This window comes from Devosia sp. (genome assembly GCF_030689745.1).
Classification (GTDB): domain Bacteria; phylum Pseudomonadota; class Alphaproteobacteria; order Rhizobiales; family Devosiaceae; genus Devosia; species Devosia alba.
This window is the reverse complement of sequence record NZ_JAUYGL010000133.1, coordinates 1-19,902: the sequence shown is the minus strand read 5'-3', so window position 1 is coordinate 19,902 and position 19,902 is coordinate 1. Positions and strand designations below refer to the sequence as shown.

17 protein-coding genes are annotated in these 19,902 nt (G+C 63.1%); 15 read left to right on the top strand and 2 right to left on the bottom strand.

Going from position 1 to position 19,902, the window contains the following annotated elements; all coding sequences use genetic code 11:
* Together Q8O80_RS11675 and Q8O80_RS11670 are read right to left on the bottom strand one after the other, a co-directional pair.
* Positions 1-651, bottom strand: a 651-nt coding sequence (locus tag Q8O80_RS11675) for a cytochrome c oxidase assembly protein (RefSeq protein WP_305579631.1), incomplete at its 3' end; no start/stop codon positions are given.
* Between the two features lie 72 nt (positions 652-723).
* Positions 724-3,336, bottom strand: coding sequence for a membrane-bound PQQ-dependent dehydrogenase, glucose/quinate/shikimate family (locus Q8O80_RS11670; protein WP_305579630.1), 2,613 nt, complete (start codon positions 3,334-3,336; stop codon positions 724-726).
* Positions 3,337-3,548: 212 nt separating this feature from the next.
* On the opposite strand from Q8O80_RS11670, the gene Q8O80_RS11665 reads away from it, so the two are divergent.
* From Q8O80_RS11665 to Q8O80_RS11595, 15 genes are all read left to right on the top strand, one after another.
* Positions 3,549-5,081 carry an ABC transporter substrate-binding protein gene (locus tag Q8O80_RS11665; protein ID WP_305579629.1) on the top strand — a complete coding sequence of 511 codons (1,533 nt, stop codon included), beginning with the start codon at positions 3,549-3,551 and terminating at the stop codon, positions 5,079-5,081.
* A gap of 79 nt (positions 5,082-5,160) precedes the next feature.
* Positions 5,161-6,102 (top strand): ABC transporter permease, encoded by a 942-nt coding sequence (locus tag Q8O80_RS11660; RefSeq protein ID WP_305579628.1) that lies wholly within the window; start codon positions 5,161-5,163, stop codon positions 6,100-6,102.
* The gene (locus Q8O80_RS11655) at positions 6,102-6,965 is read left to right on the top strand and encodes an ABC transporter permease (protein ID WP_371136177.1); all 864 of its coding nucleotides are present in this window, start codon (positions 6,102-6,104) and stop codon (positions 6,963-6,965) included. Before Q8O80_RS11660 ends, Q8O80_RS11655 begins: the two co-directional genes overlap by 1 nt.
* Positions 6,965-8,185, top strand: coding sequence for an amidohydrolase/deacetylase family metallohydrolase (locus Q8O80_RS11650; RefSeq protein WP_305579627.1), 1,221 nt, complete (start codon positions 6,965-6,967; stop codon positions 8,183-8,185). Before Q8O80_RS11655 ends, Q8O80_RS11650 begins: the two co-directional genes overlap by 1 nt.
* 8 nt (positions 8,186-8,193) lie before the next feature.
* Entirely contained in the window at positions 8,194-9,201 is a 1,008-nt protein-coding gene (locus tag Q8O80_RS11645; RefSeq protein ID WP_371136178.1) for an ABC transporter ATP-binding protein, read from the top strand.
* Entirely contained in the window at positions 9,198-10,175 is a 978-nt protein-coding gene (locus tag Q8O80_RS11640) for an ABC transporter ATP-binding protein (RefSeq protein WP_305579625.1), read from the top strand. The genes Q8O80_RS11645 and Q8O80_RS11640 overlap by 4 nt, the downstream gene beginning before the upstream one ends.
* A gap of 13 nt (positions 10,176-10,188) precedes the next feature.
* The gene (locus tag Q8O80_RS11635; RefSeq protein ID WP_305579624.1) at positions 10,189-10,680 is read left to right on the top strand and encodes a RidA family protein; all 492 of its coding nucleotides are present in this window, start codon (positions 10,189-10,191) and stop codon (positions 10,678-10,680) included.
* Positions 10,681-10,742: 62 nt separating this feature from the next.
* Positions 10,743-11,939: an aminotransferase class V-fold PLP-dependent enzyme gene (locus tag Q8O80_RS11630; protein ID WP_305579623.1), complete on the top strand. Its 1,197-nt coding sequence runs from the start codon at positions 10,743-10,745 to the stop codon at positions 11,937-11,939.
* Positions 11,940-11,947: 8 nt separating this feature from the next.
* On the top strand, positions 11,948-12,781 hold the full coding sequence (locus Q8O80_RS11625; protein WP_305579622.1) for an IclR family transcriptional regulator: 834 nt from the start codon (positions 11,948-11,950) through the stop codon (positions 12,779-12,781).
* 349 nt (positions 12,782-13,130) lie between these two features.
* Positions 13,131-13,928, top strand: coding sequence for an ATP-binding cassette domain-containing protein (locus Q8O80_RS11620; RefSeq protein ID WP_305579621.1), 798 nt, complete (start codon positions 13,131-13,133; stop codon positions 13,926-13,928).
* Entirely contained in the window at positions 13,912-14,922 is a 1,011-nt protein-coding gene (locus Q8O80_RS11615) for an ABC transporter permease (protein ID WP_305579620.1), read from the top strand. Before Q8O80_RS11620 ends, Q8O80_RS11615 begins: the two co-directional genes overlap by 17 nt.
* Before the next feature lie 88 nt (positions 14,923-15,010).
* The gene (locus Q8O80_RS11610; RefSeq protein ID WP_305579619.1) at positions 15,011-15,925 is read left to right on the top strand and encodes a sugar ABC transporter substrate-binding protein; all 915 of its coding nucleotides are present in this window, start codon (positions 15,011-15,013) and stop codon (positions 15,923-15,925) included.
* A gap of 79 nt (positions 15,926-16,004) precedes the next feature.
* Positions 16,005-17,117 carry a Gfo/Idh/MocA family protein gene (locus tag Q8O80_RS11605; RefSeq protein WP_305579618.1) on the top strand — a complete coding sequence of 371 codons (1,113 nt, stop codon included), beginning with the start codon at positions 16,005-16,007 and terminating at the stop codon, positions 17,115-17,117.
* Positions 17,118-17,187: 70 nt separating this feature from the next.
* On the top strand, positions 17,188-18,219 hold the full coding sequence (locus Q8O80_RS11600) for a hydroxyacid dehydrogenase (RefSeq protein WP_305579617.1): 1,032 nt from the start codon (positions 17,188-17,190) through the stop codon (positions 18,217-18,219).
* Between the two features lie 1,179 nt (positions 18,220-19,398).
* Positions 19,399-19,902: HupE/UreJ family protein (locus Q8O80_RS11595; RefSeq protein ID WP_305579616.1), on the top strand; the 504-nt coding region annotated here is incomplete at its 3' end.

The following is a 19,902-nucleotide window of genomic DNA, read 5'->3' as shown; positions in this document are numbered from 1 at the left end:
AAGCTGCTGGTCATCGACCGGTGAGACCCCGAACGCCAATGTCGTCGCCAGATGCGGCAGGTAGAGCGGCTGCGGCGCAAAAACCAGCAAGGCGCCAAGCAGCCCCATCTGGGTTGCGCTGGCCAGCGCGGTTACGCCCGCTGCCAGTGGGTTGGGCGATCGCAGCAATTCAAGCCAGAGCCAGGCGAAACTCGAAAGCAGGCTCAGCTGCATCGCCCAGTACAGCGCGGGATGCGTGAAGGCCGAGGCATAAAAGTCCGGCACGTGCCAGAGCCACAGCGCCATCGTGGAAACACTCAACGCCGGCAAGAGGTTGGCGCCGTGCCGCCAGCGAACCGGCAGGGCGAATGCCAGAAGCGGCGCTACGATCATGGTCAGGACGATGTGGTGTCCCACCCGCGCCGAAAACAGCGCCACGGTCAGGGCGCAGATCGGCGAAATGAATAGCAGCGCTGCAAGACCCCAGGCGCCACCAAAGGCCAGCTGCCGCCTCGGTTCCGCGCCGCGCAATGCAAAGGCTGCAAGGCCGAGAACGCAGAGTAGTCCAGCCAGCAGAACCGGGTCGAAATTCCACCGTCCCCACAGCGTGTCCGGTGAGGGCGGGGGGCCGCAATAGCTCATATCGAAGGAAAAGGCTGACGCTATGTCCATTCCATCCCAACTGAAGTCTTCAGGAAAAGCTTTGGGGCATCCCGAGGCGCTCGGCCCCGAGATGCCCGATAATCAAGGCTGGGCCGCCTCACCGCCCTGCGGCAGTGCCTCGTCACCCTGCGGCAGCGCATAGGCGATGAAGTAATCCCCGATCGGGGTCTCCATGAAGTCGTGGCCACCTGCGTTGATCACCACGATCTGTCGGCCATTGGCCTCATAAGTCATCGGCGTCGCCTGGCCGCCCGCCGGAAGAATCGTCTGCCAGACCTCCTCGCCTGTTTCGATATCGATGGCGCGCAGGATGTCGTCCGTCGCCGCCCCGATAAAGAACAGGCCCGTAGCGGTGATCACCCCGCCGCCATTGTTGGGGGTGCCGATTTCCAGCGGCAACATGGAGGGGATGCCGAACGGGCCGTTCTTGCGCGCAGAGCCGAATGGACGATCCCACAGCACCTCGCGGGTGTTGAGGTCGATCGCTGCGATCCCGCCATAGGGCGGCTGCGCGCACAGCAGCCCCATGAACGGCACCCGCCACCCTGCATTGACGCGGATGCCATAGGGCGTCTGCGCCTGCGGGCTGATGCTGCCGTGGGATCCGCCGCCTGCATCCGCATCATAGTTCGGATCGGTGATCGGCAGCACGCCCAGGGCGTCCACTTCCTCGCGCGGGACCAGCTGATTGTAGTTGGGCATGTTGTTGTAATTGGCGATCATGATGCCCTTTTCCGGGTCGATCGCCACGCCGCCCCAATCGGTCCCGCCATTATAGCCGGGGAATTGGATCCAGGGCTGATCAACCGTCGGCGGGGTGTACACGCCCTCGTAGGAAGCCTGGCGGAACTGAATACGGCACCATAGCTGGTCGAGCGGCGTCGTGCCCCACATGTCGGCCTCGGTGATGGTCGGCTTGAGCAGGTTGGGGAAGTCCGTCACATAAGGTTGGGTCGGCGACAGCCGCTCGGGCTCGACCCCGCCCTGCGGCGCCGGGCGTTCCTCGATATTGACCAGTGGCTCCCCGGTCTCGCGGTTCAGGATATAAAATTGCGCCTGCTTGGACGGCATGACGATGGCCGGAACAGGGCCCTCGGGCGTGGGGAAGTCCACCAGCGTGCCCTGGCCGCCGAGATCATAGTCCCATACGTCATAGTGCACCGTCTGGTAGTGCCAGCGCACTTCGCCGGTCTCGACATCGAGCGCCACGATGGCGGTCGAATAGGTGTTCTCCGCGTCCGAGCGGTCACCGCCCCAATAGTCCACAGCCGAGTTGCCCATGGGCATGTAAACCAGCCCCAACTCGTCATCGCCTGAGGCAATGGTCCACATATTGGGTGTGCCCGGGGTATAGATTTCCCCTTCCGGCGGCAGCCCGGTTTCACCTGGACGGCCCATGTCCCAGGCCCATTCAAGTTCGCCCGTCACCGCGCTATAGCCGCGGATAACGCCCGAGGGCGCCTCGCGCGTCTGGCCGTCGCTGACCTGGCTGCCCACGACCAGCACGTCCCGCACCAGGGTCGGAGGAGACGTCGGCGCGTAAAAACCCGGTGCCGTATCGCCGATGCCTTCAAGCAGGTTGACGATCCCGCCATTGCCGAAATCTGCGCAGAGCTGGCCGGTTTCGGTATCGAGCGCGATCATCCGCGCGTCATGGGTAAGGTTGACGACGCGCGTTGCGCACAGCTCTGTCCGGTCCGCAGTCGGATCTTCAAAATATACCAGCCCGCGGCACGACGCGTTGTAGCCGATGGCATCAATTGATGTCTGCGGGTCATAGGTCCAGTGTTCGGTGCCCGTTGCGGCATCAAGCGCACTGATCCTGTTGAGCGCCGAGCAGAGGTACAGCCGGTCGCCGACCTTGACCGGCGTGTTCTGATTGCCGAACGGTTCGTCGTTCTCAGGCAGATCGCCGGTCCTGAATTCCCAGATCTGCTCGAGCTGGCCGACATTGTCCGGCGTGATCTGGGTCAGCGGAGAATAGCGGGTCGCCTTGTGCGTGCCCCCGTAAGCCGGCCAGTCCACGCCCGTCTCGAGCGGCACATAGTTGGCAACCGGTGCGGCGGGTTCTACTGGCTCAGTCGGTTCAGTCGGCACCAGGGGTGCCGCAGGGGCGGCAGGATCAGCAGGATCAGCAGGATCAGCAGGTGTGGCCTCGCTGGCCGGACCCGACGGCGCAGCCGCGGGCGGCGTCGCCTCCGGATCCGTCTCGGCCGGCTGCTCTGCCTCTTGCGCAAATGCGCTGTCCACGCTGTGCTGTGCCACGCCGATTGCCCCGAGCGCACCGGCCAGGGTTACCATGGCTGCGGCCATGCCGGAGCCGAAGCGCCGCGTGGAGCCCCGGAGCACTGGAAGCGTCGTCAAGACCAGCAGCAGCACCACGGTGGGCGCGATCAGCCGAGGCACCTGCGCCCAGCCGTCCAGCCCCGCTTCCCAAAGCGCCCAGATCACAGTCGCGGCAAAAACGATGATATAGGTCCAGATCGCTGCCACCTCCCGGCGGAACAGGAAATAGGCGGTCAGCAACAGCCCGATCCCGGCGGGCAGGTAATACCAGGACCCACCAAGGGTGATGAGCCACAGCCCGCCTGCCGCAATCGGCAGTCCAAATACCACCAGTATCGAAGCCACCAACATCGTCCACCAGAAGCCAAAACCTTTGTGGGTCGGTCGTGATAATTCGTGCGTGGCCATCGATCCCTCCAACATTGCAATGGAAAACAACGCCACGAATTGGCCACGGTTCCGCCTCGCGCCAGATTCCGTCCCCGCAAGGGTGGTCATGGGATTGCGGCACTGAACGCTGGCGAACTGATTTTTGCAGCTTGACGTCCACTCCAGCCGCTATAAGCTACCTCCGTAACAATAGATGATATTCCGATAATATGGAATAACAGGAGGACTTGATGAAGCGTATTGCGTTGGCAGTAGCCACCACAGCCGTTGCACTGATCTCGACAAACACATCGGCCTATGCCCAGACCAATGGCGGCATCATTGATGTTGCCACCATCGGTGAGCCGCCGACCCTTGACCCGATGGCATCGACCGCCGATCTGGTCGGGATCATCACCCAGCACATGTTCGAGACGCTCTACACGTTCGACGCCAAGTGGGGCCCAACCCCATTGCTGGCCGCCGCGCTGCCAACAGTCTCCGAAGACGGCATGACGCTGACCATTCCGCTGCGTACCGGCATCAAGTTCCATGACGACAGCGTCATGACTGCTGCCGACGTTGTCGCCTCGCTCGAGCGCTGGATCAAGATCGCCACCCGTGGCAAACAGGCCGGCGAAGTCATCACCGGCATCGCTGCCACCGATGACTCCACCGTCACCATCACGCTGTCGAAGCCCTTTGCACCGCTGTTGGCGCTGCTCTCGCTGAACAATGCTGCCGCGATCATCATCCCGGCGGCCAATGCTGCCCAGGATCCGCTGACCAGCTTCATCGGCACGGGTCCTTACAAGCTGAAGGAACGCCTTCCGGACCAGTACATCCAGCTGGTTCGCTTTGATGGCTACCAGTCACTGGGCGGCGAGATCGACGGTTACGGCGGCGCACGCAACCAGTATCTCGACGAAATCCGCTTTGTGCCGGTTCCCGATCCCAATACCCGCATCGGCGCGGCCATGGCTGGTCAGTATGACTATGTCGACCAGTTGCCGGTCGAAGCCTTCCAGCAGATCACCGACGGTGCGACCGAACCTGTGGTGCTGGCGCCATTCGGCTGGCCGGTGTTCATGATGAACACCAAGGAAGGCCTCAATGCCGACATCCGTGTCCGCAAGGCGATCCAGGCGGCCCTGGCGCCCGAAGACATGATGCTGGCGGCATTCGGCTCGGAAGATTTCTTCTCGATCGACGCTGCCTGGTACCCGGACAGCTTCTCCTGGCATTCCGAAGTGGGCACCGAAGCCTATAAGCCGCTCGGCGACACCGAGACTGCCAAGGCCCTGCTGGCCGAAGCCGGCTATGACGGCAGTCCGCTCCGCATCCTGACCAGCCGCCAGTATGAGTTCCACTACAAGATGGCGCTCGTGGCCCAGGCATACCTCGAAGCTGCCGGCTTCAAGGTGCAACTCGATGTGGTGGAATGGGCAACGCTGACCACCAACCGTGCCGATCCGGCGCTCTGGGATATCTACATCACCCATAGTCCGTTCCTGCCGGAACCCTCGCTGATGGGCATCATGTCGGACACCTCGCCCGGCTGGTGGGCAACTGATGCCAAGCATGCTGCAGTCGAAGCCTTCAACGCCGAGAGCGACCCCGCCAAGCGCGCTGAATTGTTCGTCGAGGTGCAGAAGGTGATCTATGATGAAGTGCCCGGCTACAAGGTCGGCAACTTCAACGCTCTGGCTGCCCAGAACCCGGCCCTTGATGGTGTGACACCGTCGCCGTGGCCCTATTTCTGGAATGCCTACCTGACCGAATAGGCCTAATAGGCCTGCCCGTCGCAGTTTCAGCTGCGGCGGGCCTCTTACGAATCTGTTTGACGAGGATTCTGACAGCACCATGATCCGATCCGCATTCAATCGCATTTTCGGCATGTTGATCGTGATGGCGCTGGTCGTCACCATCGTCTTCGTAATCGTTCGGGTAACGCCGGGTGATCCGGCCGCAGTGATGCTGGGGCCGGACGCCACCGCGGCCGACATCGCCAGCTTGCGCCAACGGCTGGGCCTCGACGCCTCGATTCCCCAGCAATTCCTCAGCTATATTGGCGGCATCCTGCGCGGCGACTTCGGCCAGTCGATCTTTCTCAACATGCCGGTTACCGATGCGCTATGGCAGCGCGCTGAACCGACTTTCTTCCTCACCGTTTTCTCGCTGGCCATTGCCACGCTGATCGCCCTGCCGGTGGGGGTGCTCTCGGCCTACTGGCGCGGTTCGGCGTTCGACCAGGCCGCGACGACGCTGGCCATGTTTGCCGCCTCCATCCCCAGCTTCTGGCTCGGGCTGATTTTCATGCAGTTCTTTGCGGTCAAGCTCGGCTGGTTCGATACCTCCGGCTATGGCGGGCCGGGCGCCAGTTTCGGCGAACGCATGCACCATCTGGTGCTGCCGGCGGTCACGCTGGGTTTGATCAGCTCGGCGCTGATCACCCGCTTCACCCGTGCCTCGATGCTCGATGTGCTCAATGATGATTATGTGCGCACCGCCCGCTCCAAGGGCATGAGCGAGTGGCGTGTTGTGGTCAAGCATGCGCTCAAGAATGCGCTGATCCCCATCCTGACGGTGATCGGCCTGACGGCGGCGCTGCTGATTTCGGGTGCCATCGTCACCGAAACCGTCTTCGGCCTGCCAGGGGTGGGTAGCCTCATCGTCTCGGCGGTGCTGCGGCGTGATTATCCCCTGATCCAGGGGGCGCTGCTGGTGGTCGCCGGGCTCTACGTCCTCGTCAACTTCATCATCGATATGCTCTACCTCATCGTCGATCCCCGGGTGCGTTACTGATGGCCGCCATTGCTCAAAGCGGGTTCCGCGAACCCAATCTGCTGATGAAGATGGCCAGCCGGCCGACAGCCATGGCCGGATTGCTGATCATCATCGCCATGATCGTGCTGGCGCTGCTGGCCCCGGTGATCTCGCCCTATGATCCGGCCCAACTGGCAGTGCGCAACCGCCTGCAGCCGCCGACATGGCAGCATCTGTTCGGCACCGATGATCTGGGTCGCGACGTGTTCACCCGCGTGCTCTATTCAGGCCGCACTTCGATCACAGTCGGCTTTGCCGTGGTGATCTTTGCATCGGTCGTCGGGGTATTCCTCGGGTTGCTGGCGGGCTTCTTCCGTCGGCTTGATGCCCCGGTGTCGCGCCTGATCGATGCCATGATGGCCTTTCCTGACATCCTGCTGGCCATCGCATTGGTGGCGGCGCTCGGTGCATCGGCCACCAATGTGGTGATTGCCCTGGGTGTGGTCTATGCGCCGCGATTGGCCCGCGTTGTGCGCGCCTCGACGCTGGTGATCCGGGAACTGCCCTATGTCGAGGCAGCGCGGGCGCTCGGCGTGCCAACGCCAGTGATCCTGGTGCGCCATGTGCTGCGCAACCTCACCTCGCCGCTGCTGGTGCAGGCCACCTTCATCTTCGCCAATGCCATCCTGGCCGAGGCCGGACTGTCATTTCTCGGTGTCGGCATTTCGCCCGACATCCCGACCTGGGGCACCTTGATTTCTGTCGGCCGGCAGTATCTTGAGCAGGCGCCCTGGATCATGTGGTTCCCCGGTGGGGCCATCATCATCACTGTACTTTCGCTGCAACTTGTGGGCGACGGCCTGCGCGATTTCCTCGACCCGCGCCTCGCCAAGGATATCTGATGTTCGATAACCGTTTCAAACCGCAACCCCAGAACCTGCTGATCAAGGGCGCCAGGCCCGTCGGCTTTGCGCAGCCCGGCCTGCCGCCAGTGCTCGATGTGCTGGTAGGCGCTGATGGGGCAATCCTTGATGTCGGCGCCACGATTGCTGCTGACACTGCCAAGGTGGTCGAGGCCAGGGGAGCGTTCATCTCGCCCGGCTGGACCGATCTGCATGCCCATGTCTGGTATGGCGGCACCGATATTTCGATCCGCCCCGAACAGGGTGGCGCGGCGCGCGGCGTCACCACCATCGTTGACGCCGGCTCGGCCGGTGAAGCCAATTTCCACGGCCTGCGCGAATTCATCATCGAGCCGGCCCGCGAGAATATCTACGCCTTTCTCAACCTTGGCTCGATCGGGCTGGTCGCCTGCAACCGGGTAACCGAATTGCAGGATATGCGCTCGATCGACATCGACCGCACCATTGCCGTGATCAAGGCAAACCGTGACGTCATCGTTGGCCTCAAGGTTCGCGCCAGCGCGGTTATCTCGGGCGGTTGGGATCTGGTGCCACTCAAGCTGGCCAAAAAGATCGGCCGCGTGCTGGATCTGCCCGTCATGGTGCATGTCGGCGAACCGCCGCCGCTTTACGATGACGTGCTGGGCCTCTTGACCGAGGGCGACATCGTCACCCACTGCTTCAATGGCAAGCAGGGCGGCTCGATCATCGAGGACGAGGATCTCTATACCCTCGCTGAGGAAGCCTCCCGGCGCGGTATCATCCTTGATGTCGGCCATGGCGGCGCATCGTTCTCGTTCGATGTTGGCAAGGCCGCGCTGGAACGCGGGCTGAAGCCAACCACCATATCCACCGATTTGCACAATCGCTCGCTCGACACCTCGGTGTGGGATCTGGCGACGACGATGAGCAAACTGCTGTCGCTCGGCATGGGAATGGAGGACGTGATCATCGCCTCCTCAACTGCCCCCAAGCGCGCCATCAACAAGCCCGCCGACACTCTGCTGAGCAAAGGCAGGCCGGCCGAGTTCACCCTGTTCGACCTGGTGGATGGCGACCTCGTCGTCACCGATAGTCAGGGCGCAAGCAGCACGCTGCACCAGACCTTCGAGCCACGCTATGCCATCCTGGGCGCCGAGGCCGTTACCGCCCATCGGCACCAGCCGATTGCCGCCGGGGACCCCGGTCACAAATGCCCCAGCTGCGGGTGGACGTCATGACGGCGCCCCTGCCAGCGGACACCATTCTATCGGTCCGCGACCTCAAGACCTGGTTCGTCAGCAAGCGCGCTACCGCCAAGGCCGTTGATGGCGTGACCTTTGACCTCAAGCGCGGCAAGACGCTGGCCGTGGTCGGGGAATCCGGTTCGGGAAAATCGGTGACCAGCCTCTCCATCATGGGGCTGCTGGCCAAGCCGGGACGCATTGCCGGTGGCGAAATCCTGTTCCGCGACCGGGCCGGACAGGTGCAGGACCTGGCGCAGTTCGAGCCCAGGCAGTTTCGCGCCATCCGAGGCCGCGAGATTGCCATGATCTTCCAGGAGCCGATGACCTCGCTCAACCCGCTCTATACGGTGGGCGACCAGATCGGCGAGATGATCGCGCTGCACACCCCGCTCGCTCGCGGTGAGACCCGGGCCAGGGCGCTCGAAATGCTCCAGCATGTCGAAATCCCCGATGCGGCGCGGCGGCTGGACGAATATCCGCACCAGATGTCGGGCGGCATGCGCCAGCGCGTCATGATCGCCATGGCGCTGAGCTGCAATCCCTCGCTGCTGATCGCCGACGAGCCGACCACGGCGCTGGACGTGACCATCCAGGCGCAGATCCTTGATCTGTTGCAGCGCCTGCAGGCCCAGTTCGGCATGTCGATCCTGTTCATCACCCATAATCTGGGCGTGGTAGCGGAGGTCGCCCATGACGTGGTGGTGATGTATGGCGGTCGCGTCGTCGAGCAGGCGCCGGTCAACTCCCTGTTCGCGCATCAGAAGCATCCCTATACCAGAGGACTGCTGGCCTGCACGCCCGACGCCACGCGCGACCTGGGTACCGACGGCGAGCGCCGGGCACTTTATTCCATTCCCGGTTCGGTGCCGCCCATCACCAATCTGCCACCCGGCTGCGCCTTCGAGCCACGCTGCTCGATGGCCATTGCGGCCTGCAGCGCCGCCTTGCCGCCCCTGATCCCGGCCGGGCCAGAGACCTTTTCGCGCTGCATCAGGAGCCACGAGCTATGACCGAGCCGAGCGATGAGACCCCGCTGCTCAGCGTGCGCGGGCTGACCAAGCATTTCACTGGCCGCAATGGCCGCATTGTCCACGCCGTCGAAGACGTGAGCTTTGATATCCGGCGCGGCACCACTGTTGGCCTGGTCGGCGAAAGCGGTTCGGGCAAGACCACTGCTGGCCGCTCGCTCCTGCGACTGGTCGAGCCCACGTCCGGTCAGGCAATCTTTGACGGTACCGATATCTTCGCGCTGCAGCCGCGCGAGATGAAACAGTGGCGCAAGCGCCTGCAGATCGTCTTCCAGGACCCCTATTCGAGCCTTAATCCACGGCTGCGCATCGATGCCATCATCAGCGAAGCGCTCGATGCCTGCGGCTATCCTCGCGGCAGCAAACGGCGTGAGCGCATCGCAGAACTGCTGACGCTGGTGGGGTTGTCGCCCGACTACGCGCGACGGTTCCCCCACGAATTCTCTGGCGGTCAGCGCCAGCGGATCGGCATTGCGCGCGCCCTGGCGGTCGAGCCCGACTTCATTGTGGCTGACGAGCCGGTATCAGCGCTCGACGTTTCGGTGCAGGCACAGGTGCTGAACCTGCTCGGTGAGCTGCAGCAGCAGCTGGGCCTGACCATGCTGTTCATCGCCCATGATCTCAGCGTGGTTGAGTATCTGTGCGACGATGTCGTGGTGATGTATCTCGGCCGGGTGATGGAGCGCGGCCCGTCGCGCCAAGTCTATGCCCGTCCGGGCCATCCCTATACCAAGGCATTGCTGGCCACGGCGCCAGTGCCCGATCCCACGCGCAAGCGCACCCACGTGCCGTTGCAGGGCGACATTCCTTCCCCGATCAATCCACCCTCTGGCTGCGTCTTCCGCACCCGCTGTCCGGTGGCGATCGAGGCCTGCGCCCAAGTCATTCCGCCCGTCGAGCATATCGGCGGCAATCATCATGTCGCCTGCATTCGTCACGGCGAGCTTTCGTTTTAGTGGAGTTCTACCTATGAGCATTTCCGAGCTTGCCAAGCGGCCAGTTGCGGCCCCCTACGATCGGCTGGCGGCCATGGGTATTGTCTTGCCCGATGCGCCGCCGCCGATCGCCAATTTCGTCACTCATGTGTTTGAAGGCCAGTTGCTGTTCCTGTCGGGGCAGGGCCCCACTGAACCCGATGGCCGGCTCTATGCTGGCAAGGTCGGCACTGACGTGTCGGTAGAGGACGCCTACGCCCATGCACGGCTCACCGGGATCAATCTGATTGCCGTGATGCATGCAGCGCTCGGCGATCTCGGCCGGGTACGACGGGTGGTCAAATTGCTCGGCATGGTCAACGCCGCACCGGATTTTGGCGATCATCCGGCGGTCATCAATGGCTGTTCGGATCTGATGAATGCGGTGTTCGGCGAGCGCGGCGTCCATGCGCGCTCGGCGGTTGGATTTGCCTCCTTGCCCAACCAGATCACCGTCGAGATCGAGGCGATCGTGGCCTTCGACTAGGTCGTTTAGCCAACCAGATAAATCAATGCCGCAGCGCGGCAGCACCAATCGAGAGTGAATAGATGACTCAGGATATCCGCGCCCAGTTGGGCCTCCGCCCGGTGATCAATGTCTCGGGCACCATGACCTCGCTGGGGGCGTCCATCGTGGTGCCCGAAGCGGTGGCGGCCATCACCAGAATTCTGAGCCAGTTCGTCGAGATGGGCGAACTGTACCGCCGCGCCAGCACGGCGATTAGCGACCTCACCGGCGCCGAAGCCGGGTTCGTCACGGCATCCTGCTCGGCAGGCATCAGCCTTGCTGTGGCGGCCGCCATCACCGGCGACAATCTCTGGGCTATTGAGCAACTGCCCGATACCGGCAGTCTCAATAACGAAGTGCTGATCCAGACCGGTCATATGGTCAGCTATGGCGCGCCGGTGGACCAGGCCATCCGCCTGGCCGGCGGCAAGCTCGTGCCGGTCGGTCAGGCAACCAGCGCCCACGCCTATCAGCTGGCCGGCGCCATCACCGAGCGCACCGTCGCGGCGGTGTTCGTTGTCTCCCATCACGTGGTCGACTACGGCCAGATCCCGCTCAAGACCTTCGCCGAAGTCTGTCACGCCAGGGGCGTCAAGGTCATTGTCGATGCGGCGTCGGAATATGACCTGCGCAAGTTCCTCGCTGATGGCGCCGATGTGGTGCTCTATTCGGGCCACAAATTCCTCGGTGGCCCGACCTCGGGCATTTGCGCAGGCGACAAGCAGTTCGTCCGCAATATCTACCTGCAGAACCGCGGCATCGGTCGCGGCATGAAGGTCGGCAAGGAGGGCATTGCCGGCGTCATCGCCGCACTCGAAGCCTGGAAGGTGCGTGACCATGCCGGCATTCGCGCCCGTGAGCGCGCTGCGCTTGATCTATGGGTCGAGACCCTGGCCGATCGACCCGGCGTCACCGCCACCATCGTCCCCGACCCCACCGACAATCCGCTGGACCGGCTCAAGGTCGGTATTGATCCCGAGACGGCGCGCATCACCGCCTGGGACCTGGCCGGCGCTTTGGCACGCGGCGACCGCCCGGTCATCGTGCGCGACCACGAGGCCGAGCATGGCCATTTCTTCCTTGATCCGTGCAACTTGCACCCCGGTGAGGAGGCCATCGTCGCCGAGCGGCTGATCGAGGAACTGGACCGCGCGCAGCGCTCCAACGAAATTATCTTCACCCCGCTCCACGAGCGCCTGCTGGCGCAGGAAGCGGCAATATTGAATTGGCCCGACTGAACGCGTAGATGAACCTACCCGAGCGGCTGGAGCCCATTGTGAGCGATACCGATAGCAACACCGATCCGGCGCCCCGGCGCTCGCGCACCAGTGGCATCGACCGGGCGCTGCAGATTTTCGATCATCTGCAGCGGGTAGAGCAGGCCAGCACCGCCTATGAGATCGCCCGGGCTGTCGGCGCGCCGCTGTCCACCATCTACTCGATCATAGATGACCTCGTGGCCAAGGATCTGCTCGACCGCAACGACAATGGCCTGATCTGGTTGGGGCAGCGGCTGTATCACTACGGTCTGAGCTATGCGCGCAGCCTGGACCTGTTGAGTGCAGCCACGCCCGAAATGCATGAGCTGGCGCGCCAGTCGGGCGAAACGGTGCAAGTGTGTGGTCGCGACCAGGATATGATGGTGGTGCTGGCCATGGAGGACGGCACGGGTCAGTTCAATGTCAGCTCGCGCATTGGTTCGCGCAGCCCCCTGAACTGGACCGCTTCGGGACGCTTGCTGGTCGGGCATCTGCCCGAAGACGAATTGCTGACCATTTTTGGCCGATCTGCGCGCGTGTCGCCCACCGGGCGGGCTGAAACCGATCCGCGCGTGCTGGCCGCCAATGCCCATGAAGCGCTGGCGCAGGGGCTTTCGATCCAGGCAGGCGAGTCCGATTTTGCCGTCGCCTGTATTGCCGCGCCTGTGCTGGATCGCTCAGGGCGGTGCCACGCCACGATGTCCATCGTGGTGCCCGAGCACAAGGTGCATCAGCAGAACCCCGATCTGATTGCGCTGGTCCGGGACGCTGCCCGTCGAGTCGAGAGCCGCCTCGGCTGGACCCGACCCAAGGAAAATTGACCCGACAAGCAGGGCAGCCTCAGAGCTGGATTCCGGGCTTTGCCCTGCGGCCGGTCGTCATCCGCATTCCCGAGTGCGGACGTTAGGGCGCTCCCCACGTCCGGCACGAGGCCAAGGCGCGATGACGCCAGCCTGTTATCCAGCCACCGAGAGCTGATGGCGACGACGGAGCGGCTACCACCAGCAATCGATGGCGCTGGTGACCCCTGATGACACTTGCTTATCTGGTGCAGTCCCGCATGATCAAAGCAGCACTTGACGAGTGGGCAAAAATAGAATGAAAGTTCCAAAGTAATTTGTAGCGCTGAAATCGTTCCACCAAGAGAGCGCGGCGTTCGAGGAGGTTTGCATGGAGCCAGTGCGGCAATCGCCACCGGGCGCGCTATTGGAGGCGCGCGGCATATCCAAATATTTCGGGGCGATCACGGCGCTTCACGACGTCAATTTTCACGTGGCGCCGGGCGAGGTGCTGGGCGTCGTCGGCGACAATGGCGCCGGCAAGTCGACACTGATGAAAATCCTCTCGGGACTCTTCGTTCCCAGCGAGGGTCAGTTGCTGTTTGATGGCCAGCCGGTGCGTTTTTCGAGCCCCAAGGATGCCCAGCGACGCGGCATCGAAATGGTCTATCAGGACTTTGCGCTGGCCGGAAACCTGCCAATCTACGAGAATATCTATCTGGGGCGCGAGCCGGGCCGCAAGTTGGGGCCGCTTACGCTGGTCGACCATGCCAAGGCCAGGACCATGGCGGCCGAGCACCTTGATCGGCTCCATATCAGCGTCAAGTCAGTTGATCAGAATGCCGAGGACCTCTCGGGGGGGCAGCGCCAGGCGGTGGCCATTGCGCGCGCCACCGCGTTCGACGCCAAGCTTGTCATCATGGACGAACCCACCGCTGCCCTTGCCATCAAGGAAGTGGGCAAGGTGCTCGACCTCATCAAGTCGCTCAAGCAACACGGAGTCGCCGTGATCATCATCTCGCACCGCATGGACGATATATTCTACTGCTGCGACCGCGTGATGGCGCTGTACCAGGGATCCAACTTCGCCGAGGCCCCACTCGATGGGACCCATCGCAACGAGGTCATCGGCTGGATCATGGGCACCAAGGGACACAACGAGGGCCTGGCGCATGACCAACTCAACTGACCGGGGCGCCATGGCCGACGGCTTCAACATGGGCAAGTTCCTTGAGAGCTACGGCATTCTCATCGTCGTCGTGGTGATGATGCTGGTGCTGGCGGCGATCCGGCCCGACGTGTTTCTCAGCGCGCAGAACCTCACCAATATCCTCAAGCAGAATGCCAGCCTGGCCTTGCTGGCGCTGGGCATGCTGGTGGTGATCATCACTGCGGGCATTGATCTGTCGGTAGGCTCCACCATGGCGCTTTCCATGGTCACCATCGCCATTGCCAGCCGCGCCGGCGTGCCCTGGCCGCTCGTGCTGCTGATCGGGCCGGCGGTGGGAATCGTGGTGGGCTGGGTCAACGGGGTCGGGCTCACCTGGCTCCGGCTGCCCCACCCTTTCATCATGACCTTGGGCACGCTCAATATCGCCCGCGGCCTCACCTTCCTCGTCACCAATGGCGCCCCGGTTTCCGGCCTGCAGCCCGAGGTGCGCTATCTGGGTCAGGCCTATTTCGATTTCGGCATCTTCGCGCCGCCCGCCGGGCTGCCCGCCAGCCTTATCGTGGTCACGGTCTGCGCGGTGGGGCTGTGGTTCTTTCTCACCCGCACGTCGATGGGACGGCATATCTATGCCATTGGCGGCAATCCGCATGCGGCGCGGGTTTCCGGCATCAATGTCGATAGGGTTCTGGTCGTCGTCTATATGATCTGCGGTTTCTTTGCCGGGCTGGCCGGTCTGCTGCTGGCGGGACGCACCGATAGCGGTTTTCCCAATGCCGGCATCGGCATCGAGCTCGACGCCATTGCGGCGGTGATCATCGGCGGGGCCTCGTTTTTCGGCGGGCGCGGCACCGTGCTGGGCGTGCTGGCGGGCGTGCTGATCATGGGCATCCTGCGCAATGGGCTCAACATCAACAATGTCAGCGCCTTCTGGCAGCAGATCCTGATCGGGCTGGTCATCATCATCGCCGTCTATATCGACGTGCTGCGGCGGAAGGCCTCGCTCCGTCACTGAGACCGGGTCGCGGCAATCAAGGGATAAGCTGCCGGGTTATGTCTCCCGACCGGCAGCACGGGAGAGGGAGACGACAAGGGAGAAGAACATGAACAAGTGGCTTTATGCCGGCGTGGCGCTCATTGCCATGGTAGGCGCAACGACATTGGGCGCCCAGGCCCAGACCTATGTGCTGGGCATGAAGGGCCCGGGCGCGGGCAATCCATTCTGGGCAGCGGTCGAGGCCGGCGCCAAGGCCAAGGGCGCCGAACTCGGCGTCGAGGTGATTGTGGTGGCCCCGCCCGCGGAATCGGACGTGCAGGCGCAGATCAGCCAGATGGAAGACCTCATCGCCCAGGGCGTTGACGGCATCGCGCTGGCCCCCACCGACCCCAATGCGCTGGCGCCGGTGGTTGAAGCAGCCAAGGCGGCCGGCATCCCGGTGGTCTTCGTTGACACCCGCGGCACCAATGAGGGCGTGACCTTTATCGGCACCGACAACGCCGCCGGCGCCTCGCTTGCCGCCAAATACATCTGCGACAATGTCGAATCCGGTTCGGACGTCGCCATCCTGCAGGGTCTGGTCAGCCAGTCGACCGGCCAGGCTCGCGCCGAAGGCTCCAAGTCCGGACTTGAAGCCTGCGGCCTCAAGGTCGTGGCCGAGCAGACCGCTGAATGGGACCGCGCCAAGGGGCTGACCGTTACCGAAACCATCCTGGCGGGCAATCCCAACATCAAGGCGATCTTCGGTTCGAACGACAATATGGCCCTGGGCGCCGTTGAGGCATTGAAGGCCGCCGCCATGCTGGACAAGGTGATGGTCGTCGGATTCGACGCCAATCCGGACGCAGCCGCTTCCATCCTGGCTGGCGAAATGACCGCCACCATTGCCCAGGCCCCCGGCAATATCGGCGGCTACGGCATCCAGGCGCTGGTCGATCTCACCGCTGGCAAGACGCTGGACGCCTGGATCGATACCGGCACGGTGCTGGTAACCGAAGAGAATGCCGCCGAATATCAGTAAGGGCGGCTCTCGCCATTGCACTGGGAAAGCGCTCTTAGGAGCGCTTTCCTTTTGACCGGTCGCTAGGGGAGGCTTGGCTGTGAACACGATTGGCGTCGGTCTTATCGGCACGGGCTATATGGGCAAGTGTCACGCCCTGGCGTGGAATGCGGTGACCCCGGTGTTCGGGGACGCGCTTCGCCCCCGTCTCGTGCATCTGGCAGAAGTCAGCCCCGAACTGGCAGCCCAAAAGGCGGATGAATTTGGCTTCGCCAAAGCCACCGGAGATTGGCGCGTGCTGATCGCCGACCCCGACGTGGCGGTGGTGTCGATCACCACACCCAACCAGTTCCATGCCGAGATGGCGATCGCAGCGCTCGAGGCGGGCAAGCATGTCTGGTGCGAAAAGCCGATGGCGGTGTCGCTGGCCGACGCCGAACGGATGGCCGCCGCAGCGCAGCGCTCAGGAACGGTCGCGGCGTTGGGCTATAACTATATCCAGAACCCGGCCATCAGGCAGATCGGGGCGCTGATTGCCGAGGGCGCGATCGGCGTGGTCAACCATGTCCGGCTGGAGATGGACGAAGATTTCATGGCCGACCCCGCGGCACAGTTCTACTGGAAGAGCCAGGCCTCCTCCGGCTATGGGGCGCTCGACGATTTCGGCGTACATCCGCTGTCCCTGCTGACCGTATTGCTGGGTCGGGTGGAGCGGGTCTGCGCAACTATGGCCAAGCCCTATCCGACCAGGCCAACCCCCGGGGGCGGGCAGCGTCCGGTCGAAACCTGGGATATTGCCAATGTCATGCTGGAGATCGAGGGCGGGATTTCGGGCATTCTGGCCCTCAACCGCGCGGCTTGGGGGCGCAAGGGGCGCCTGGCGCTGCAACTGTTCGGCTCGGGCGGCACGATCGTCTATGATCAGGAGCGGATGAACGAATTCTCGATCTATCGCGCCGACGAATCGACCGGGACACAAGGTTTCACCAATGTGTTGATGGGACCGGCGCACGAGCCTTATCAGCACTTTGTGCCGGCGCCCGGCCACGGCTTGGGCTTTAACGACCTCAAGGTCATCGAGGCCCATGAAGTGCTGGCCGCCATTGCCGGTCGCCCGGCGCGGATCATCGACTTTGTCGGCGGGCTACAGATCGAGCAGGCGGTGCATGCCATGGCCCATTCGCATCACAGCGGGGAATGGGTGACGCTATAGCCCGCCACCGCGCCATGCGCGTCCGATATTGCCAGGGTCCCTGGATGGGCCCAGCGCCGAGGAGTCCAAGTTGAACAGCCAGACCAAGCCGCTTGTCATCAGCGTTCCCGAGCCCCGCACGCTCGATCTTATCTTCACCCCGGCGCAGAAGCAGAAGCTGTTCGACAGCTATGAGGTGGTCGAGACCACGCCGGATCGGTTTGCCCTGCTGGGTGACGCGGTGCTGGCCCGCGCGGTCTATATTATCGGGCAGCCGCCGATTTCCGACCAGACCCTGGCCAAGCTGGCCAGCCTGCGCTGCGTGCTGAATGTCGAAAGCAATCTGATCAACAATATGCCCTATGAGACCCTTTTTCAGCGCGGCATCCATGTGGTGACCACCGGCGCGGTTTTTGCCGAACCCGTGGCCGAGCTGGGGCTCGGCCTGGCGCTTGACCTGTTTCGCGGCATTACCGAGGCCGATATCGCCTTCCAGCAGGGCCGCGAACGCTGGGGTGGCGATGGTAACGCCTCGGCGCGGCTGCTGTCAGGCGCCGATATCGGCATTGTCGGCTTTGGCGATCTGGGCCGGGCACTCAATCGCCTGCTGACCGGTTTCCGGGCCCAAATCAAGGTCTATGACCCCTGGCTGCCGCCGTCGGTGCTGGTGGAGAACAATGTCACGCCGGCCAGCCTCGACGCGGTGCTGACCCAGTCCGACCTTGTCTTCGTGGTGGCGGCCGTTACCTCGGAAAACCAGGGTTTTCTGGACGCTGGCTGCTTTGCCAGGATGCGCCGCGGCGCCGCCCTCATCCTTCTCAGCCGCGCCGATGTCGTCGATTTTGCGGCGCTGATCGACGCGGTCGAGAGTGGCCACATCGTTGCTGCCAGCGACGTGTTTCCGCAGGAGCCGCTGGCCGCCGACCACAAACTGCGCCAGCTCAAGGGTTTCCTGCGCTCGGCCCATCGTGCCGGGGCGCTCGATATCGCCTTCAAGCGCATGGGCGATATGGTGCTCGAAGACATGAGCCTGATGGATCGCGGGCTGCCCCCGATGCGCTGCAAGCGGGCCGAACGCGAAACCGTTTCGCGCATGCGCTCGCGCCCGGTCGACAAGAACTGAACAGATTTGCCGTGAAACGCACCACAGCGTGCTGTGCGAATGTTAACTATCGGTGAGAAAAGCCAGCTGCCCGGACGGCTTGATCTTCACCGCCGTCATAGGTGCCCGTATCCATCCCGATGCGATACTCGGTGATTCCACCAGGTGCGGGACGTGCCGATCATCACTATCTGCCCGAAACGGCCTTGCCGTAGCAAGGCATCGTCGATGCTTTGCGTAGTCGCTAACCACGAGCAGGCCTACGATTTGATCGACTGTCGCCATGCGTGTGCTCGCGCATGGCGATGATTGACGCCGCCGCGTTGCGGTGGAGTTGCTAGAGCGTGATGACCAGCCGCCAGTTGCCGGTGTTACGCGTCCAGGCATTTGAAACGTCAGACAGGGAAGCTGTTTCGGTCTAGATGCCAAATCCAGCCTGGCCCGCACAAGCCAGAAGACCCGACTCTGATGTAACCACCTGATCCATTGCCACGCTACCGGCACCGCTGCCCACCAGGACATTGGCGCGAAAGCGGAGCAGCGAGGCGGGGATCTGAATCTCTTCCCCTGCCATGGAGCCAATCTGTACGAAACGAAGCGGCCCGGTCTCGTCTGCAAGCTTGCCTGGGGATTCAAGAATCAGCTGCGCCGGCGCACCTCAGGAGATAGTCCAGTACAATATACACGCCGTCTGAAAAGACCTGTTCGAACGCGGCTCGCTGTTCGGCCTTAGCGCCCGCCAGCGCGATGACCCGATCGGCACCAAGTCCGAACGGCGGCATCAAGTCGGCGGGGGTGAAGGTCCAAGCCCGCTACGAGTTTGTCACCGACACCTTCTTCAACCTTAACGAGTCCTACACCTCCTATGTTGGCAGCCCGCGACTCGCCAATCGTCAGAGCAGCTGGCAGCGAAAACCAGTTTACGATCAGCCTTGGTCTCTCGCGTCGGTTTCCGTTCTAGAGCGATCCCTTACGTATACGGGACAGCTCCGACTCGTACTGCTGCTTCACCTGAAAGATAACGCTCTACCCTCCCCAAGGCAGCGAAGCTGGCACCAGCCCGGCCCGGGAAAAAATGAGGCATAGTGATTAACAAGCAGGCAATTTGACACACTGCTTTCTTGTGCGGCAGACTGCTGTCGCGTGCGAAATGCCCACGATAGGGCGTTGCCCGCTGCAAGCAATAAACGGAGTGCAGGCATGGCCAGACTGTTGAGAATTTCGATCATCGGCGTGGCTCTGGCCATCATGCCCACGGCAACCTTCGCCCATTCGGGAGATGGCAGCGCCGGCTTCATCCACGGCATGGTTCACCCGATGTCGGGGTTGGATCACATCCTAGCCATGCTGCTGGTGGGCATGCTGGCTTTCCAGCGGGGCGGTCGGGCACTTTGGCTGGTGCCGGGCAGCTTCATGCTGGTCATGGCTCTGGGCGGTGCGCTGGGCGCCGCCGGCATCCCGCTCCCCTCGGTGGAGCTGGGCATTGCCCTGTCGGTGGTCGTGCTCGGTCTGGTGGTGGCACTTGGTATCAATGCGCCAGTGGCAGCAGCCATGGGACTGGTGGGGTTGTTCGCGATATTTCATGGCCACGCGCATGGGGTCGAAATGCCGATACAGGCAACTGGTCTCGCCTATGGGGCTGGCTTCCTCCTGGCCACGGCGCTGCTGCATGCCGGCGGCATTCTTGTCGGCTCCCTGCTTGGC

Excerpts from the sequence above, each read along its gene's own strand:
- Q8O80_RS11640 (WP_305579625.1), top strand. The coding sequence starts at position 9,198 with ATGACCGAGCCGAGCGATGAGACCCCGCTGCTCAGCGTGCGCGGGCTG.
- Q8O80_RS11635 (WP_305579624.1), top strand. The coding sequence starts at position 10,189 with ATGAGCATTTCCGAGCTTGCCAAGCGGCCAGTTGCGGCCCCCTACGAT.
- Q8O80_RS11625 (WP_305579622.1), top strand. The coding sequence starts at position 11,948 with ATGAACCTACCCGAGCGGCTGGAGCCCATTGTGAGCGATACCGATAGC.
- Q8O80_RS11615 (WP_305579620.1), top strand. The coding sequence starts at position 13,912 with ATGACCAACTCAACTGACCGGGGCGCCATGGCCGACGGCTTCAACATG.
- Q8O80_RS11620 (WP_305579621.1), top strand. The coding sequence starts at position 13,131 with ATGGAGCCAGTGCGGCAATCGCCACCGGGCGCGCTATTGGAGGCGCGC.
- Q8O80_RS11650 (WP_305579627.1), top strand. The coding sequence starts at position 6,965 with ATGTTCGATAACCGTTTCAAACCGCAACCCCAGAACCTGCTGATCAAG.
- Q8O80_RS11670 (WP_305579630.1), bottom strand. The coding sequence starts at position 3,336 with ATGGCCACGCACGAATTATCACGACCGACCCACAAAGGTTTTGGCTTC.
- Q8O80_RS11610 (WP_305579619.1), top strand. The coding sequence starts at position 15,011 with ATGAACAAGTGGCTTTATGCCGGCGTGGCGCTCATTGCCATGGTAGGC.
- Q8O80_RS11630 (WP_305579623.1), top strand. The coding sequence starts at position 10,743 with ATGACTCAGGATATCCGCGCCCAGTTGGGCCTCCGCCCGGTGATCAAT.
- Q8O80_RS11660 (WP_305579628.1), top strand. The coding sequence starts at position 5,161 with ATGATCCGATCCGCATTCAATCGCATTTTCGGCATGTTGATCGTGATG.
- Q8O80_RS11665 (WP_305579629.1), top strand. The coding sequence starts at position 3,549 with ATGAAGCGTATTGCGTTGGCAGTAGCCACCACAGCCGTTGCACTGATC.
- Q8O80_RS11655 (WP_371136177.1), top strand. The coding sequence starts at position 6,102 with ATGGCCGCCATTGCTCAAAGCGGGTTCCGCGAACCCAATCTGCTGATG.